Origin of the sequence: Clostridium ragsdalei P11, from assembly GCF_001675165.1 — a bacterium.
Taxonomy (GTDB): domain Bacteria; phylum Bacillota; class Clostridia; order Clostridiales; family Clostridiaceae; genus Clostridium_B; species Clostridium_B ragsdalei.
Genome location: NZ_LROS01000018.1, coordinates 1 through 18,214 on the forward strand (window position 1 = coordinate 1; position 18,214 = coordinate 18,214).

An 18,214-nucleotide genomic window follows, 5' to 3' on the forward strand; every position below is an offset into this window, starting at 1 on the left:
AGTTGGGAAGGGATAAACGCTGAAAGCATCTAAGTGTGAAGCCCACCTCAAGATAAGATTTCCCATAGCGTAAGCTAGTAAGACCCCTCGAAGAACACGAGGAGATAGGTCAGAGGTGTAAGCAGGGCAACTTGTTAAGCTGACTGATACTAATAGGTCGAGGGCTTGACCAAATAAAAACGAAAGAAAAGTTTACTGTGCAATTTTGAGAGGACAGAGTAATTTGAACTCTTAAAAGATAATAGAAAAGAAAATTGATAGAAATGGCAATTTTCGATAATAATCTGGTGGTAATGACGTGAAGGTAACACCCCTTTCCATACCGAACAGGAAGGTTAAGCTTCACAGTGCCGATGGTACTGCAGGGGAGGCCCTGTGGGAGAATAGGTCGCTGCCAGGTAAAAAAATTATTGTTCCGTGGTAGCTCAATGGTTGAGCATTCGGCTGTTAACCGAAGGGTTGGAGGTTCGAGCCCTCTCCACGGAGCCATTTTTATTTTTTGAATTAAAAGCAATAAATTTGAATATACATAAAAGCAGATTAGTTTAACTAATCTGCTTTATTTTAATGCATCTATTATTAAGATTTTTTGTTGTAGGATAAAATTAAAACCGTACTTAAAATAAGTATACTTCCTATAATATCAAATATACCAAAAGGAGTGTGAAGCCATAGTATTGACACTGTAGTTGCAGACATAGGTTCTAAACAAGAAAGTAAACTCGTTTCTGAAGCTTTAATGTACCTTGTACTATCCAAATACCAATAGAAGGAAACAAGGGTTCCAAAAACAACCACAAAAGTAATTCCTAAAATTGAATCAGTAGAATATTCTCCTTGTATTCTCCAAAAAGGATGAACGAAGCTAAAGAATATTCCACCTAAAAGCATTCCCCAACCAATTACAATATCACACCCCCATCTTTTAATAATATATGCAGGTTGAACTACATAAAATGCAGCAGCAAATGCTGATAAAACTCCCCAGAATAAAGCTAAGTTGGAAATAGCTAGGCTATGTATATTACCTCTAGTAATGAGGAAGAACGTACCTAATAAAGCCAGCAGAATTGATAATGTTTCCCTTAAGGAAGGAAGTTCTTTAGATTTAAAGGACACATAACATACAATTATTACTGGACTAAGATATTGAAGTATTGTAGCTGTAGCAGCATTACCATATTTAATCGATGCAAAATAGCCATATTGTACGCCTATTAATCCTATGATACTAAAGAGAATAATGTTTCTTCTACCATATTTAGATTTCCATATATTAAAGATATTTTTGCCATTCTTTAAGTATAGAAATATAAGTAGGAGTGATCCTGACAGTAAAAGACGAATATCTACAAGCCATTCTGGACTAATATCTTTTTTTTGAAAAAGATATTGAGCTACAGGTCCTGAAACGCCCCAGAGTATAGAAGCAGATACTACTAGTAGTATTCCTTTCATTCTTGAATTGTTTTTTAGTGTAATTTGAGCATTCATTGCAATTCCTTTCTGTGATTATTAATCTAGTTTATTTATTTTAGTTCCATTACTAGTGAGTATGATTGTTCCACTTACATCGGTTCTATATATTTGTATATTTTTCTTTTTAAGTTTATTTATTGTCTTTTTATGTGGATGTCCATATTTATTATTTTTTCCGCAGCTTATTACTGCTATTTTAGGATTAACTTTATCCAGAAATTGTTGTGAAGTGGAGCTTGAACTACCATGATGACCAACTTTTAATACATCAGCTGATAGATCATAATTTTTATCTATCATTTCCATTTCACTTGTTTTTTCTGCATCCCCTGTAAAAAGAAATTTGGTATTTCCATAAGTTAGTTTTAATACTACTGAATAATTATTTGTATCTGGATAACTCTTACTATTAGGTGCAAGTATTTCTGCAGTTGTATTTTTACCTAAGTCTAACTGTAATCCAGGAGTTGGAGTATCTATTTTCATATTTTTATTTTTTAATTGTTGAATCATATACTCAAAAGTTTTTGTATTAACTATTTTTTTAGGAGTATAAAACTTATCAACAGTGTATTTTTTTATTACATTTCCCATGCCACCTATGTGATCTTCATCAGGATGGGTTGCAATTACAAAGTCAAGTTTTTTAATATTTTGTTTACTTAAATAAGACATTAATTTGTCTCTACTTTCATTTGGACCAGCATCTATTAAAAGGTTTTTCCCATTTACTTGTATTAATTCACTATCTCCTTGTCCTACATCTATATAATGAACTTTAAGTCCACTGTAGTTGGAAGTAGTATTTGAATTTGTATTACTTGTACATCCTGACATTAGAAATATGAAAATAAATACAATTGATAGTATATTAAAGTATTTTTTTATAAATTTCATTCAGTGTCCTCCTTTATCCGATTGCTACCATCGCTAACCCCCCATCGCACTCTGTGAAATCGACTATCACTAAATCAAAGATTTGGAATATCTGCTTTTTCTTCAAAGTGGGGATAAGCACTTAGAAGGCGTTATCCTTTAGGGAGAATTGTTATCCAGGGACATAGCTGCTCATTACTCTGGGAGTATTAGAGAAGGTAGTCATCGGATGAATCCTATATTAATTTTCTAAATAAATATGTTTACTTATTTCTGATTTTATGTTATCTGCTAAAGATTCCCTCTCTTCTCTCGAAAGAGAATCTGTATAGATGGGCTTACATATAGTTACATTTACATTTGCAGATTTTATCATAGAATGTGCATTTCCCTCTCTTAGTTTATAACTTCCATCTATAGCAATTGGAACTATAGGTACTTTAGATTTTAAAGCCAGTTTTAAACTTCCCTTTTTAAATTCTCCTATTCTAGGGCCTTTACTTCTGGTGCCTTCAGGAAATATTACCATACTATGTCCATTATTTAATAGTTCACTACCTTTATTTATAGACTTTATGGATTCTCTTATATCCTCCCTATTTATAAAAATACAATTAATTTGCTTCATCCAGTAAGAAACTAATTTGAACTTTGTTAGTTCTTTTTTAGCTATAAATCCTACAGTCCTATCTAAAGAAGATAGTATTATAGGTATATCTAAAAAACCTTGATGGTTTGAAACAAAAAGGCAGGGAACCTGTGGGATGTTTTCTGTACCGGTTACTTTTACAGATGCATTTATAAGCTTTAATATAAAATCAGACCATTTTTTCACAGATATATATATATAATTTTCAGCTTCTTTTTCAGAACCACTTTTTCTAATTCTGTCTAATTTTAATTTTTTAACTAATGAATAGACCATATACAAGAAAAAAACTACATAAAATAAAAAAGTTTTTAACATAAAATTATTCCTCCTTGAAAATTCTAATTATGAGTTCATGATAATACAACATTTATTATAACATATACAGTACTTTAAATTAGTATGGAGCCAATATTTGATTTAAAAATCCTATTGCACACTATAAAAGATCTATAATGAATACGTTATATAAAATAGCGTCAAAAATAACAAATAAATATTTGCTTATCAATAATAAAAGTGATACAATATAAGCATATTTATTATAGAAATAGTCCTAATAAGCCATAAATATACTTATAAATATTCAAAAATAGTACATAAATATAAATTGCAAAAAATAGGCGCAAAATTCATATATGAAATATAATGTATAAAATAATTCAAAAAGCCATTTTAAAAGATAGGTCCAATATTAATCCGAGGAGATGAATTAAATGAAAAAAAGTTCCTATGAATATAAATTAAATAATGTAGATAGTCCCAATTTTTATAAAAATATATTTCCCTATGATGAAATTCCAAAAATAAATTTTAATGGAGTACAAATACCTAAAGATTTACCTGAAAAAATATATATTACGGACACTACATTTAGAGATGGTCAGCAGTCAATGCCTCCTTATACTACAGAGCAGATAATTAGAATTTTTGATTACCTTCATGATTTGGATAACAATTCGGGAATAATAAAACAGACGGAATTTTTTTTATACACAGAGAAAGATAGGAAAGCTGCCCAGGTATGTATGGAAAGAGGATATGAATTCCCGGAGGTTACTTCATGGATAAGGGCTAATAAAGAAGATTTTAAGTTGGTAAAACAAATGGGAATTAAAGAAACGGGAATGCTTATGTCTTGTTCAGATTATCATATATTTAAAAAGTTGAGAAAGACTAGAAAAGAAACTATGGATATGTATTTAGGTATAGTTAAAGAAGCGTTGGATAATGGAATTCGTCCAAGATGCCATCTAGAAGATATAACTAGGGCTGATTTTTATGGATTTGTAGTTCCACTTGTAAATAAATTAATGGAATTATCGAAACAGTCAGGCATTCCTATAAAGATAAGAGCCTGTGATACTCTTGGATTGGGAGTATCCTATAGTGGCGTGGAATTACCAAGAAGCGTACAGGCTATTATGCATGGACTTAGGAACAATTGTGGTGTTCCTTCAGAATGTATAGAATGGCATGGACACAATGATTTTTATGCAGTAGTGAATAATTCGACAACAGCTTGGCTATATGGTGCATCAGCTGTAAATACCTCATTTTTAGGAATTGGGGAGAGAACAGGAAATTGTCCACTAGAAGCTATGATATTTGAATATGCGCAGATAAAAGGAAATACTAAAAATATGAAACTTGAGGTTATAACCGAATTATCAGAGTATTTTAAAAAAGAAATGGAATATTCAGTTCCACCTAGAACCCCTTTTGTGGGAAAAGAATTTAATGTAACTAGAGCTGGAATACATGCAGATGGAATATTAAAAGATGAAGAAATCTATAATATATTTGATACAGATAAAATTTTAGGAAGACCAGTTGTAGTAGCTGTAAATCAATATTCCGGTCACGCTGGAATTGCAGCCTGGATTAATACCTATTATAGATTAAAAAATGAAGAAAAAGTTGATAAATGGGATACTAGAATTGCTAAAATTAAAGAATGGGTGGATGAACAATATAAAGCAGGAAGAACTAGCATAATAGGAAATGATGAATTAGAATTATTAGTTGATAAGATGCTGCCAGATATTTCACAAAAAAAAGAGGAAAGAGCCAGTTAGAGTAGGTATAAAATTTAGAATAATAGATAACAATGGAGGATAAAAAATGACACATAAAGTTACTCTTATTAAAGGTGATGGTATAGGACCAGAAATCTGTGAAGCTGCAAAAAAAGTTATAGATAAGAGTGGGGCAGATATTGACTGGGAAATATTTGAGGCGGGAGCCTCAGTTCTAGATAAATATGGAACACCAATACCGGATAATATTATAGAAAGTATAAGGAAAAATAAAGTAGCACTTAAAGCACCAGTTACGACCCCTGTGGGAAAAGGATTTAAAAGTGTAAATGTAACTCTTAGAAAAAATTTAAATCTATATGCAAATATAAGACCTATAAAAACTTATGCTGGAGTAAAATGTAGATACGATAATGTGGATCTTGTAATATTTAGAGAAAATACAGAAGATCTGTATGCAGGGATTGAACATATGATAAACGATGAAATAGCGGAAAGCGTTAAAATAATATCTAAAAAAGCAAGTGAAAGGATAGTAGAGGCAGCTTTTCAGTATGCAATTAAAAATGGAAGAAAGAAAGTTACCGCAGTTCACAAGGCTAATATAATGAAACTTTCAGATGGGCTTTTTTTAAGAACAGCTGAAAAAGTAGCAGAAAAATATAAAAACATTGAATTTGAAAGTGTAATAGTAGATGCTATGAGTATGAAACTTGTACTTAATCCAGAGAACTATGATGTACTTGTTATGCCTAATTTGTATGGAGATATTTTATCAGATATGGCATCAGGCCTTATAGGTGGGCTTGGATTAGTGCCAGGAGCCAATATAGGAGAAGATGCAGCAGTGTTTGAAGCTGCCCATGGCTCGGCTCCAGATATTGCAGGACAGAACAAAGCAAATCCAACAGCTATAATACTTTCAGGAGTTATGATGCTTAACTATTTAGGTGAAACAGAAGCGGCAAATAAAATAGAGCTAGCTGTAGAAGCTGTACTTAGAGAAGGTAAATATTTAACAGAGGATTTAGGAGGGAATACCACTACAAGCGGATTTACTGAAGCTATTATAGAGAAAATTGAAAATTGTAATTAAGTATACTTAATTCGATTCTTTTAGAGAACAAAGTACAAAGTTAAAATGTCAAATAAGGATAATTTTCTTCCTAACGTCAGAAAATATTAAAATTATATATTTCCTGAGGTACGAGGAAAATCATCTTTATTTGTTCTTTGCTATTTGAACTTTGTTATTTTCAAAAGCTTTCCTTCCTAATTTTTTTATATTAAGTGAAAGTTTTATATGTGCAAAACTTTAGTACTTAATTATAAGATGATGACAATAGCAAATATGGGGCTGATATGCTAATTAATTAGTATGTCAGCCTCTTATTTATCAAGCTTTTGCAAGAGCCTGATCCAAATCGTATATAATGTCATCAATATTTTCTACACCTATTGAAAGCCTTATAAGATCTGGAGTAACTCCAGCAGCTTTTTGCTGTTCTTCATTTAACTCTGCATGAGTTGTACTTGCAGGGTGAATTACTAGTGATTTTGCATCTGCTACATTTGCAAGTAAGGAGAACAATTTGACGCTGTTTATAAATTTCTTTCCTGCTTCAAGTCCGCCTTTTATTCCAAAGGTAAATATTGAACCTGCTCCTTTTGGAAGGTATTTCTTAGCTAATTCTTTGTATGGGCTTCCATCAAGTTCAGGGTAATTTATCCATGAAACTTTTGGATGTTTGCTTAAAAATTCAACTACTTTTCGTGTGTTTTCTACATGTCTCTCTACTCTAAGAGAAAGTGATTCAAGTCCAAGTAAGAAATAGAAAGCGCTTTGTGGACTTAGTGTTGCTCCTGTATTTCTTAAAAGTTGTACTCTGGCTTTTGTAGCAAATGCTGTAGGGCCAAGGTCTGCATATACAAGTCCGTTGTAGCTTTCATCAGGTGTTGTAAAATCAGGGAATTTTCCGCTTGCTGCCCAGTCAAATTTTCCTCCATCTACTATAATTCCACCAATTGTAGTTCCATGTCCACCTATAAATTTAGTTGCAGAATGAACAACTACATCTGCACCATATTCTATTGGTCTTACAAGGTATGGAGTTCCGAAAGTATTATCTAGAATAAGTGGTATTTTATTTTCATGAGCTATATTTGCCACAGCTTCTATATCTAAAACATTTATTCTAGGATTTCCTATTGTCTCAGCATAAACTGCTTTAGTTTTATCTGTAATAGCTTTTCTGATATTTTCAGGATCATCAGGATCTACAAATGTTACATCAATTCCTAATTTCTTTAAAGTAACTGAAAATAATTCGTAAGTGCCGCCGTAAAGTGTGCTAGCTGAAACTATATTATCTCCTGCACTTGCCACATTTAATACAGCGTAAAGTATTGCTGCAAGTCCCGAAGATGTAGCAAGACCTGCACTGCCGCCTTCAAGGGCTGCTACCCTTTGTTCAAATACATCTTCTGTTGGGTTCATTATTCTGGCATAAACATTTCCAGGTTTTTTAAGCTGGAAAAAGTCTGCTGCTTCATCGGCATCTTTAAATACAAAGGATGTAGTCTGGTAGATTGGAACTGCTCTTGCACCTGTAGTTGGGTCAGGCACCTGGCCTGCATGTACTTGTAATGTTTCAAATGATAATTTTCTTTCTTCACTCATTGTTTATTCCTCCTAATACTTTTTTTAATATTTTGGACGAAACTTCTATAACCTGGCAGAATAAAAAAATCTTCTTGTAAGATAAGCTACAAGAAGATTCTATCTTCATGCTTCTCATCTTTCAGGTTTACACCTGCTGGAATTAGCACCGTTGAATGAAAATGATCATTCAGGTTGCCGGGCATCATAGGGCCAGTCCCTCTGCCACTCTGGATAAGAAGTTCCGTATTCGATTGAGAAAATCATACCAGACATAGATAAGGTTTGTCAATAGAAAAATAAAAAAATATTTAGAAAATTTTGTCTGATGGCTACCTACTGTAACACTCCCACTTCTATCAAAGTGGGAGTGTTACAGTAGCTACGCCCCTAGATAATTCATCTAGACTTAGTGGGAGAAATAAAACTCTAAAGAGAAAGCGATTCACTTTAAATCAAAGATTTAAGTTCTCTGCTTGTCCCACTAAGTAAGATTCATTGATATTACGAATTATAGTAAAATAGTCATGTAAATAGTATTGACAATTGATAGTTAAAGTATTAATATTAAAGCACTTTTATCACGAGAGGTGGAGGGACTGGCCCAGTGAAACCCAACAACCGGCACTAAAGTGCATCGGTGCTAATTCCTGCAGAATAAAACGAATTCTGAAAGATAAGGAAAGTTGATTTTGTCAAATTTAAAGCTGCTTTTCTGATTGAAGGGCAGCTTTTTTAGTTAATAGTTAAAAATGAAGAATTAATAGTTAATGTTCTAAATCTGAGTAAATAACTATTAATTTTAAATAATATTAATGTATATTTATACAATTATACAATATTAAATAATTTAAATGTATTGTATAAAATTTGTTTAAAGTTTAAAATTTTATACAAGAAGTAATGGATTAAATAATTTGAACATGAAACTTGTATTTGAAAAAGGAGTGCAGCAAATGCTATTTAAAGATTTATTAAATAAGTTTAACAACAAATTTATTTTTTTTGATGGAGCCATGGGAACCATGCTTCAAAGAGCAGGACTTAAAGTAGGTGAACTTCCAGAAACATTAAATATAACAAATTCAGAGATTATAAGAAAAGTACATAGGGAATATTTAAATGCAGGATCAGATATCATAATAACAAATACTTTTGGTGCCAATGAACTTAAGTATAGTTCTTCTGATTATACAATAAAAGATGTAATTACAGCTGGAGTAAAAATTGCAAAGGAAGAGGCAAAGGATAAATTAGTAGCACTTGATATAGGACCTACAGGACAGGTTATGGAGCCTACAGGGAGTTTAAGTTTTGAATCTGCATATGAATTGTTTAAAAGTCAGGTTATTATAGGGGAAAAAGCGGGAGCAGATATAATTTTAATAGAAACTATGTCTGATTTGTACGAAGCAAAGGCAGCTATTCTTGCAGCAAAAGAAAATAGTTCTCTTCCAATATTTTGTACAATGACTTTCCAGCAGGATGGAAGAACTCTAATGGGAACAGATCCCAAAACTATGGTATTTGTGCTTGAATCGTTGGGGGTGGATGCCCTTGGAGTGAATTGTTCTTTGGGACCGGAAGAATTGCAAGATATTGTAGATGAAATCTTAAAGTATTCTTCTATACCCGTTATAGTTCAGCCTAATGCAGGACTCCCAAAGTATGATGGTGAAAATACGATTTATGATATAACTTCAGATGAGTTTGCAGAAAACGTAGTTATTATGGCAAAAAAAGGAGTTAGGTTTTTTGGAGGATGCTGCGGAACAAGTCCTGAATTTATAAAAACTATGGTAGAAAGTTTGAAAAATACAGTACCTTTAGAGATAAAAGAAAAAAATTATACCGCAGTGTGTTCAGCCAGGGATACTGTGTTTTTAGGTAATAGGATAAAATTTATAGGAGAGAGAATTAATCCTACAGGTAGAGATATTTATAAGAAAGAGCTTAAAGAAAGAAAAGTGAATTTTATACAGAAAGAAGCGGTGCAGCAAAAAGAAGAAGGGGCACATATACTTGGACTTAATGTAGGACTTCCTGAGATTAATGAAGTTCAAGCTATGAAAGAAGCAGTAAAGGCAATACAAAAAGTAGTACAATTGCCTATAGATATAGATAGCCCAAATCCTAAAGTTTTAGAGGCTGGGGTTAGAGTTTATAATGGTAAACCTATAATAAATTCAGTAAATGGTAGAAAAAAGTGCATGGAAGAAGTATTTCCAATAGTAAAGAAGTATGGAGGCTGTGTTATAGCGCTTACTATAGACGAAAATGGAATACCTGATACTGCAGAGGGGAGGGTAAAGATTGCAGAGAAGATAATCAAAACTGCCGAAAACTATGGCATCAAGAGAAAGAATATAATAGTAGATTGTCTTACGTTAACTGCATCTGCCCAGCAAGAAGAAGTCCTTGAGACAATAAAAGCCATAAAGATTTTAAAGGAACAATTTGGAGTAAAGACTACCCTTGGAGTAAGCAATATATCCTATGGATTACCTAGAAGATGTATATTAAATAGGACTTTTCTTGCACTTGCCCTTCAGGCAGGACTCGACTTGCCAATAATAAATACAGCAGATAAAGGCGTGAAAGATATTATTTCAGCTTTTGAAGTCTTAACAAATATAGATAAAGAAGCGAAGGAATACGTAAAAAAATATAGCAGTAAATCTGAAGGTGAAAAAGCAAAATGGGGAAGTGATATTCCTAATTCAGGTGAAAATGATAAAAACCTAAAACAGGCGATTATTGATGGAATGGAAGAGGAAGCAGTAGAGCTAACTTGTAAGCTTTTGAAGAGTAAGAAGTCAGTAGATATAGTAAATTCCCATATAATTCCGGCGTTAGATGAGGTGGGCGTACAATATGAGAACAAGAATATATTTTTACCACAGTTAATACAATCAGCTGAAACTGTAAAACAATCTTTTGAAATAATAAAGAAAGATATGCTTAAAAGTGGCGAAAATAAGATATCCAGGGGAAAAATAGTACTTGCTACTGTTAAAGGAGATATACATGATATAGGAAAAAATATAGTTAAAGTACTTTTGGAGAATTATGGATTTGAAGTTATAGATTTGGGAAGAGATGTAGATATTAGCGAAGTAGTAAATGCTATAATAAAAAATAATGTAAAGTTAGTAGGGCTCAGTGCACTTATGACAACTACCGTAAGCAATATGAAAAAGACTATAGATGCTATAAGAGATAAGGGGCTTCAATGTAAAGTTGTAGTAGGTGGAGCAGTATTAAATCAAAATTATGCAGATATGATAGGTGCAGATTATTATGCTAAAGATGCTAGAGAAACTGTAAAGATAGCAGAAGAATTATTTTCAGTTTAGAATAAAAATAATTTTTATGGAATATTTGATGTGTTTAATATACAATAATATGTAAGAGAGACAATATAAAAATAGGTTTTGGGAGATATAAAAATGGGTGAGAAGATTAATAAAAAAGATGTTAAGTATGTACCAGAAATAAGAGGAGTACTTAGAGGACATATGATAAATTTTCCTGGTGTAATAAGAGAGGCCAGCGGCATAATAGTTTTTGGAAAGAGGATAAAATCTTTTGCATTTACTACGGATATAGCAGTTATAAAAAATATAGATGCAGATGCTATTTTAGCAGTTTATCCTTTTACACCCCAATCAGTTATAACAGAGTCATTAGTTACAGCTTCTGATGTACCTATATTTTGCGGTGTAGGGGGTGGACTTACTACAGGAAAAAGAGTTGTAAACTTAGCATTAAATGCTGAATTTACTGGAGCTATGGGGGTAGTCTTAAATAGTCCTACACCTAATGAAATTGTAAGAGCTGTTAGAGAGGCTATCGACATTCCTATTATAGTTACAGTAGTATCTGAAAGAGATGATATTCAAAAGAGAATGGAATCGGGAACTTCCATATTAAATGTATCTGCAGGTAAGAATAGTGCTTCTCTTGTGAGAAAAATAAGAGAAAAATATAAGGACATTCCTATTATAGCTACAGGGGGAAGGACTAAGGAAAGTATAGAGGAAACTATAGAAGCAGGTGCAAATGCTATTTCCTATAGTCCTCCTTCTACGGCAGAATTGTTTAAGGGAACTATGGAAAAGTACAGGAATATGTAATAAACAGAGTTCTTGGCATCAGATGGAGTTTTGACTCCACCTAATGCTTATTAACAGGATTCTTAGTGCTTCAGCACTTAGAAGGCGTTATCCTTTAGGAAAAATCGTTATCCAGGGACGTAGCTGCTCTTTACTCCAACTTGGAGAAGTGGGAGTATTAGAGCAGGTAGTCATCGGATAAACAGGGGCTGCTTCACTAGTTAACTAGTATGTCAGCCCTCTTATTTTTAATTAGCTTAACTTTTGCAGTTTAAAAATATATAAGAATACAATAAAATACTATGAAAAAGCAAAAAAGGTATTGAATAAATATAAAAATAAATGTATAATTATTTATATATTTAACCTAAGGAGTTAAAAATAATAATTATAGAAAAGGGGAAAAAAATGAAGAAGTTAAAAAAGACAATAATTGTAATGTTGACAATTGTTTTTGCAGCTGCTTTATTTGCAGGATGCGGGAGCAGTAACAGTAATAGTGGAGATGGACAAAAAGGACAGAATGCTTTAGAGAGGGTAAAAAAAGCAGGAGTTCTAAAGGTAGGTCTTGAAGATTCTTTTCCACCAATGGAATTTAGAGATAACCAAAACGTACTTAAAGGTTTTGATATAGATATGGCAAATGCCATAGGCAAAAAGCTGGGAGTAAAGACTCAATTTGTATGTACTGAATTTAATGGAATAATTTTAGCACTTAACTCTGGAAAATTTGATGTTATAATATCAGGACTTAGTATTGACGAAAAGAGAAAAAAGCAAATAGATTTTTCAGAGCCTTATATACAAAATGCACAAATTATAGTTACTAAAACTGGAAATGAAGCAATTAAGACTTCAAAAGATTTAGCTGGAAAGAAAGTAGGAGTAGGACTTGGTACAACTAGTGAAAAAGTTGTTCAAACGTTACAAGGCATAAAAGAAGTTAAAAAATATGATAAGACTACAGAAGAACTTCAGGATTTATTAATAGGAAGAATTGATGCTGTTATAGTAGATGAACCAGTTGGAAAATATTATATATCTAGCCCTGACAAGAAAGGAAAATATACAGTACTTAATGAAAAACTTACCAATGAGCCTATGGGAATAGGATTTAAAAAGGGAGACAAGGAACTTGAAACATCAGTACAAAAAGCATTAGATGAGTTAAAAAAAGATGGAACAATGTCTAAAATCTCTACTAAATGGTTTGGAGAAGATATATATAAATAGTATATGCAAAAAGAAAGTGGGTAAGGTAAGTGAACATAGAATTTATTAAAAATATATTACCTATTTTATTAAAGGGTAGTGTAATGACAATTGAACTTACAGTAATCACCTTGATATTAGGAACTATGCTTGGAGTATTTTTGGCACTTTTGAAATTGTCTAAAAATATTGTATTAAAATTAGTATCAAGTTTTTATACATGGATATTTAGAGGAACGCCTTTACTTTTGCAGCTATTTTTCTTCTACTATGGATTACCTTTTATTGGAATAGAGCTTACTCCTTTTACTGCAGCTATATTAGGACTTGGATTAAACTGTGGTGCATATATGGCTGAGATAATAAGAGGTGGAATACAATCCATAAACAAAGGACAGTTTGAAGCAGCAAAAGCTCTTGGATTTAGTTATGTAGAGACTATGAGAAAAATTATTTTACCACAAACTTGGAAGATAATAATACCACCAGTAGGAAATGAATTTATATCCATATTAAAGGATACTTCATTGGTATCTACTATAGCTATGGTTGAACTTATGAGGTCGGCTCAGCAGATATATGCAAGTAGCTTTGATCCAATATCTGTATTTTTAACTGCAGCAATATTGTATCTTATAATGACAACTGTATTTACAACTGTATTTGGAATATTCGAAAGAAGATTGGCCATTTACAGTTAGAAATTAGAGTAATTTTAAGTGGAGGTTTGATTTATGGAAAATGCTATTTTAAATAATGGCGAAAATTTAGATAAAAATGAATATATGATAGAAGCATCTAATTTAACTAAGAGTTTTAATAATCTTTTAGTTTTTAAAGATTTAAATGTGAAAGTAAAGAAAGGTGAGGTCCTTGTAGTTATAGGGGCCTCAGGATCAGGGAAAAGTACACTTTTAAGATGTCTAAATCATCTGGAGGAATTGGATAGTGGAACTATAGTTATAGAAGGGGATAAGCTAAACCCTAAGGACAAAAAAATGCTTCGAAAAATAACTACAAAGATGGGAATGGTTTTCCAAAATTTTAATTTGTTTCCACATATGACAGCTGTTCAAAATGTTATGGAAGCTCCACTAGTTGTAAAAAGAGAAAAAAAGTCAGAGGTTTTACAAAGAGCTAAGCAACTTTTAAGTAAGGTGGGACTTGCAGATAAGATGGAATATTATCCATCTAAACTCTCAGGTGGACAGCAGCAGAGGGTTGCTATTGCGAGGGCTCTTGCAATGAATCCGGATATAATGTTGTTTGATGAACCAACATCAGCCTTAGATCCTGAACTTGTGGGAGAAGTTTTGAATGTAATGAAGGATCTGGCTAAGGAAGGTATGACAATGGTAGTAGTAACTCACGAAATGGGGTTTGCCAGAGAAGTAGCTGATAGGGTTATATTTATGGATGGAGGAAAGATAGTTGAAGAGGGGACTCCAGAGGAAGTATTTTCACATCCGAAAGAAGATAGAACTAAGGAATTTTTAAATAAAGTTTTAAAATAAAAAGCCAGTATTTTAGCTGTGATTTTAATTACTTTTATTTGTTTAAGCTGTTTATTAAAATTTAAATATATATGGAGGGCGAATTCATGAAAGATAAAGTTGTGTTAGCATATTCAGGAGGATTAGATACATCAATTATTATTCCTTGGTTAAAGGAAAATTATGACTTAGAGGTTATTGCAGCTTGTATAAATGTAGGACAAGATGATGACATGGAAGAAGTAAAAAAGAAAGCCATTAGAACAGGGGCCTCTAAAGTATATATTGAAGATTTGAAAGAAGAATTTGTAAAAGACTATTTATTTAAGGCAGTAAAGGCCAATATATTGTATGAGGATGCGTATTTTTTAGGTACATCTCTTGCAAGACCACTTATGGCTAAGAGATTAGTTGAAATAGCTCATGCAGAAGGAGCAAAATATATAGCTCACGGATGTACAGGAAAGGGAAATGATCAGGTACGTTTTGAGGTTGGAGTAGCAAGTTTTGATCCTACAATAAAGATAATAGCACCTTGGAGAATATGGGACATAAAGTCCAGAGAAGATGCTATAGATTATGCAAATTCAAAGGGAGTAGATGTTCCTGTAACTAAGGAAAAAATATATTCAAATGATAAAAACATTTGGCATGTAAGTCATGAAGGTGGGGATTTGGAAGATCCAAGAAATGAGCATAAAACAAGTATGTACTTTATGACTACTACACCTGAAAAAGCAAAAGATGAAGACACATATATAGAACTTTATTTTGAAAAAGGGGAGCCTAAAAAATTAAATGGAAAAGAATTAAGCCCTTTAGATATGATGGAACAGCTAAACAAAATAGGTGGAGAAAATGGCATTGGAATAGTTGATATGGTAGAGAACAGATTGGTTGGCATGAAATCAAGAGGTGTATATGAAACTCCTGGTGGAGCATTATTATATGCTGCACACACTGCTCTTGAAAGATTAACTATAGACAAGGATACTTTTCACTATAAACAATTAGTATCTCAAAGATATGGTGAGCTTGTATATGATGGACTTTGGTTTGGAAGTCTTAGAGAGGCACTGGATGCTTTTGTTGAGTCTACTCAGGAAAATGTAACAGGAACCGTAAAATTAAAGTTATATAAAGGAAATATAATGCCAGCAAGTATAGATGCCTTACATCCTCTATTTAATGAAAGTATATCTTCTTTTGGTGCAAGTGATTTATATGACCATAAAGATGCAGATGGATTTATTAAAATCTTCAGTTTACCTTCTAAAATAAGAGCTGCGGTAAAAAAGGAAAAGGAAAATTAATATGAAACTCTGGGGAGGAAGATTTAAAAAATCTGAAAGCAAGCTTATGGAGGATTTTAATAGTTCTCTTAGCTTTGACAAACTTCTTTACAGTGAAGATATAGAGGGAAGCATGGCTCATGTAAAAATGCTTTCCAAATGCAATATATTGTCTAAAGAAGAAGGAGAATCCATATTAAAAGGACTGCAATCTATTTTAAGTGACATTGAAGATGGAAAACTTAAAATAGAAGGAGATTATGAGGATATACACACTTTTGTAGAAGTGAATTTAATAGAGCGAGTAGGACAGGTAGGAAAGAAACTGCATACTGCTAGAAGTAGAAATGACCAAGTAGCAGTGGATTTTAGATTATACTGTAAAAAAAGTGCATTAGAAGTTATAAAGAACATAGAGAAACTTCAAGATGTAATCAAAAATCTTGGAGAAAATAACAATATAATGATGCCTGGGTATACACACCTTCAAAGGGCACAAGTTGTAACTTTTAAGCATCACATAATGGCGTATTACAATATGTTAAAAAGAGATAAAGCAAGAATATTGAATGCAGTTGAAATTATGGATGAAAATCCACTTGGATGCTGTGCTCTTGCTGGAACAACTTATAATATAGATAGAAGTTTTACTGCAAAAGAATTGGGCTTTAAAAAGCCTGTAGATAACTTTTTAGACGGTGTAAGTGATAGGGATTATGTCCTGGAGTTATTATCGAATTTTTCTATAATAATGATGCACTTAAGCCGTTTAAGTGAAGAACTTATATTATGGAGCAGTAAAGAATTTGATTTTGTACAGATAGATGATGAATTTTCTACAGGAAGCAGCATAATGCCCCAGAAGAAGAATCCCGATGCTGCAGAACTCATAAGGGGCAAAACAGGGAGAGTATACGGTTCGCTCATGTCACTGCTTACCACAATGAAAGGCATTCCTCTTGCCTACAATAAGGATATGCAGGAAGATAAAGAACAGTTTTTTAACTCCTTAGATACTGTATTAAGCTGTCTTAAAGTTATGAGTGGTATGCTCTCCACATTAAAAATCAAAAAAGACAATACATTTAAAGCTGTTAAGAGAGGATTTTTAAATGCTACAGAAGCAGCTGATTACTTGGTTAATAAAGGAATGGCTTTTAGAGATGCTCACAAAGTAATTGGTGAAATTGTATTGTATTGTGAAGAAGGAGATAAGGCTATAGAAGATGTTTCTGTAGATGAACTGAAAAAGTTTAGCTCTCTTTTTTCAGATGATGTATATGAGTTTATAAACTATGAAAATACATTAAATAGAGGAATTAAGAAAAATCTCAGATAGTATGTAAAATTAAGGCGTAAGTAGAAGACTTTTATAATTGTTTTCTACTTACGCTTATAATTAGGCATTTTCAAAGAAATAACTAGTCAGTATGCTAGCCTATTTTTTATCATACTGCGTCGGTAGAACCCTTAGATAGGATTCACTATCTGCGGAACCTGCCTCCTTGTCTGATAAAAAATATTCGTCGCATCTTTGACTTGTTATTTTCTTTCAAATGCCTTATTTGACTTCTTTTGTATCCCCAGTGCTTCTTTCATTTCCGAAAAACGAAAGTGCATACAACCCTCCTAGTCCTACAAGAGCGTATATTACTCTAGTAGCTGTGGACATTGTTCCAAATAGTGACGCTACAAGATCAAATCTAAAAAAACCAATTAGTCCCCAATTTAACGCACCTATTACAACTAATGCTAGTGCAATTATATCTAATGTCCTCATAATTACATCTCCTTTTTATTTTTATACAAAAATATTATTTGCATATTTTATAAAATTTATGAGTTTAAATAAAAAGAAAATGAAAAAAGAAGGTAAGTAGTAAGCTATTCACCTAAAACATCGATATCAATGCTTCTATCTACAGGTTGAAATAAAGATATTATTGTATCAGTTCTTTGAACTCCATCTACAGATTGAATTTTATTCATAAGTAGATTTTGTAAGTCAGTGATATTTTTACATAGAACCTTTACAAATATAGAATAATCTCCTGTTGTATAATGGATTTCCACGATTTCTTTTATTTGTTTTAATTCATCTAGTGAATTATTAAAAGACTTAGCTTTATCCAAATAAATGCCTATAAAGCCACATACGTCAAATCCAATTTTTGAATTGTCGATTATAAGCTTAGTACCTTTTATTATGTCCATGTCCTCCATTTTTTTAACTCTAACATGTATGGTTCCACCGCTTACATGGCATTGCCTAGCTATTTCTAGAAAAGGAGTCCTTGAATCCTTCAAAAGAATTTCAAGAATTTGAAGGTCTAAGTCATCTAAACCATTAATTTTTAAGCTCAATTTATATTCCTCCTTTTAAAGTTATCCGTATTTTTT

General features: G+C 32.3%; 15 protein-coding genes, 1 tRNA gene, 2 rRNA genes and 2 riboswitches. Of the genes, 12 read left to right on the forward strand and 6 right to left on the reverse strand.

What is annotated here, in order from left to right; translation table 11 throughout:
- From CLRAG_RS09040 to CLRAG_RS09050, 3 genes are all read left to right on the forward strand, one after another.
- A 23S ribosomal RNA gene (locus CLRAG_RS09040) occupies positions 1-173 on the forward strand; the annotation flags it as partial.
- 110 nt (positions 174-283) lie between these two features.
- Positions 284-400, forward strand: a 5S ribosomal RNA gene (gene rrf / locus CLRAG_RS09045).
- 14 nt (positions 401-414) lie between these two features.
- Positions 415-489, forward strand: a tRNA-Asn gene (locus CLRAG_RS09050).
- Positions 490-579: 90 nt separating this feature from the next.
- Here the strand turns inward: CLRAG_RS09050 and CLRAG_RS09055 are convergent.
- The 3 genes from CLRAG_RS09055 to CLRAG_RS09065 all read right to left on the reverse strand — a co-directional run bounded on the left by CLRAG_RS09055 (position 580) and on the right by CLRAG_RS09065 (position 3,322).
- Positions 580-1,494, reverse strand: coding sequence for a DMT family transporter (locus CLRAG_RS09055; protein WP_065078143.1), 915 nt, complete (start codon positions 1,492-1,494; stop codon positions 580-582).
- Between the two features lie 21 nt (positions 1,495-1,515).
- On the reverse strand, positions 1,516-2,376 hold the full coding sequence (locus tag CLRAG_RS09060; protein ID WP_065078144.1) for a ComEC/Rec2 family competence protein: 861 nt from the start codon (positions 2,374-2,376) through the stop codon (positions 1,516-1,518).
- Positions 2,377-2,596: 220 nt separating this feature from the next.
- Positions 2,597-3,322 carry a lysophospholipid acyltransferase family protein gene (locus CLRAG_RS09065; RefSeq protein ID WP_065078145.1) on the reverse strand — a complete coding sequence of 242 codons (726 nt, stop codon included), beginning with the start codon at positions 3,320-3,322 and terminating at the stop codon, positions 2,597-2,599.
- 398 nt (positions 3,323-3,720) lie between these two features.
- Between CLRAG_RS09065 and CLRAG_RS09070 the strand changes: the two genes are divergently transcribed.
- Together CLRAG_RS09070 and CLRAG_RS09075 are read left to right on the forward strand one after the other, a co-directional pair.
- The gene (locus tag CLRAG_RS09070; RefSeq protein ID WP_065078146.1) at positions 3,721-5,082 is read left to right on the forward strand and encodes a beta/alpha barrel domain-containing protein; all 1,362 of its coding nucleotides are present in this window, start codon (positions 3,721-3,723) and stop codon (positions 5,080-5,082) included.
- Between the two features lie 46 nt (positions 5,083-5,128).
- Entirely contained in the window at positions 5,129-6,139 is a 1,011-nt protein-coding gene (locus tag CLRAG_RS09075) for an isocitrate/isopropylmalate dehydrogenase family protein (RefSeq protein WP_065078147.1), read from the forward strand.
- A 300-nt stretch (positions 6,140-6,439) separates the two neighbouring features.
- Here the strand turns inward: CLRAG_RS09075 and CLRAG_RS09080 are convergent, their stop codons facing one another.
- Positions 6,440-7,723 carry an O-acetylhomoserine aminocarboxypropyltransferase/cysteine synthase family protein gene (locus tag CLRAG_RS09080; RefSeq protein ID WP_065078148.1) on the reverse strand — a complete coding sequence of 428 codons (1,284 nt, stop codon included), beginning with the start codon at positions 7,721-7,723 and terminating at the stop codon, positions 6,440-6,442.
- 111 nt (positions 7,724-7,834) lie between these two features.
- Positions 7,835-7,943: riboswitch (SAM riboswitch) on the reverse strand.
- A 334-nt stretch (positions 7,944-8,277) separates the two neighbouring features.
- Positions 8,278-8,385: riboswitch (SAM riboswitch) on the forward strand.
- 273 nt (positions 8,386-8,658) lie between these two features.
- Between CLRAG_RS09080 and CLRAG_RS09085 the strand changes: the two genes are divergently transcribed.
- From CLRAG_RS09085 to argH, 7 genes are all read left to right on the forward strand, one after another.
- Positions 8,659-11,058 carry a homocysteine S-methyltransferase family protein gene (locus CLRAG_RS09085; protein ID WP_065078149.1) on the forward strand — a complete coding sequence of 800 codons (2,400 nt, stop codon included), beginning with the start codon at positions 8,659-8,661 and terminating at the stop codon, positions 11,056-11,058.
- A gap of 93 nt (positions 11,059-11,151) precedes the next feature.
- Positions 11,152-11,838 (forward strand): beta/alpha barrel domain-containing protein, encoded by a 687-nt coding sequence (locus tag CLRAG_RS09090; protein ID WP_065078150.1) that lies wholly within the window; start codon positions 11,152-11,154, stop codon positions 11,836-11,838.
- Positions 11,839-12,225: 387 nt separating this feature from the next.
- Entirely contained in the window at positions 12,226-13,050 is an 825-nt protein-coding gene (locus CLRAG_RS09095) for an ABC transporter substrate-binding protein (RefSeq protein WP_065078151.1), read from the forward strand.
- A gap of 29 nt (positions 13,051-13,079) precedes the next feature.
- Positions 13,080-13,730: an ectoine/hydroxyectoine ABC transporter permease subunit EhuC gene (ehuC, locus tag CLRAG_RS09100; protein ID WP_023162835.1), complete on the forward strand. Its 651-nt coding sequence runs from the start codon at positions 13,080-13,082 to the stop codon at positions 13,728-13,730.
- 33 nt (positions 13,731-13,763) lie between these two features.
- Complete coding sequence (locus CLRAG_RS09105) at positions 13,764-14,543, forward strand: amino acid ABC transporter ATP-binding protein (protein WP_065078152.1); 780 nt, start codon at positions 13,764-13,766, stop codon at positions 14,541-14,543.
- Positions 14,544-14,629: 86 nt separating this feature from the next.
- Positions 14,630-15,835 carry an argininosuccinate synthase gene (locus CLRAG_RS09110; protein WP_065078153.1) on the forward strand — a complete coding sequence of 402 codons (1,206 nt, stop codon included), beginning with the start codon at positions 14,630-14,632 and terminating at the stop codon, positions 15,833-15,835.
- A gap of 1 nt (position 15,836) precedes the next feature.
- On the forward strand, positions 15,837-17,153 hold the full coding sequence (argH, locus tag CLRAG_RS09115) for an argininosuccinate lyase (protein ID WP_065078154.1): 1,317 nt from the start codon (positions 15,837-15,839) through the stop codon (positions 17,151-17,153).
- A gap of 222 nt (positions 17,154-17,375) precedes the next feature.
- Here argH and CLRAG_RS09120 read toward each other — a convergent pair whose 3' ends face one another.
- Together CLRAG_RS09120 and CLRAG_RS09125 are read right to left on the reverse strand one after the other, a co-directional pair.
- Complete coding sequence (locus CLRAG_RS09120; protein WP_065078155.1) at positions 17,376-17,594, reverse strand: DUF378 domain-containing protein; 219 nt, start codon at positions 17,592-17,594, stop codon at positions 17,376-17,378.
- Between the two features lie 104 nt (positions 17,595-17,698).
- Positions 17,699-18,178 carry an Lrp/AsnC ligand binding domain-containing protein gene (locus CLRAG_RS09125; protein WP_065078156.1) on the reverse strand — a complete coding sequence of 160 codons (480 nt, stop codon included), beginning with the start codon at positions 18,176-18,178 and terminating at the stop codon, positions 17,699-17,701.
- Between the last annotated feature and the right edge of the window lie 36 nt (positions 18,179-18,214).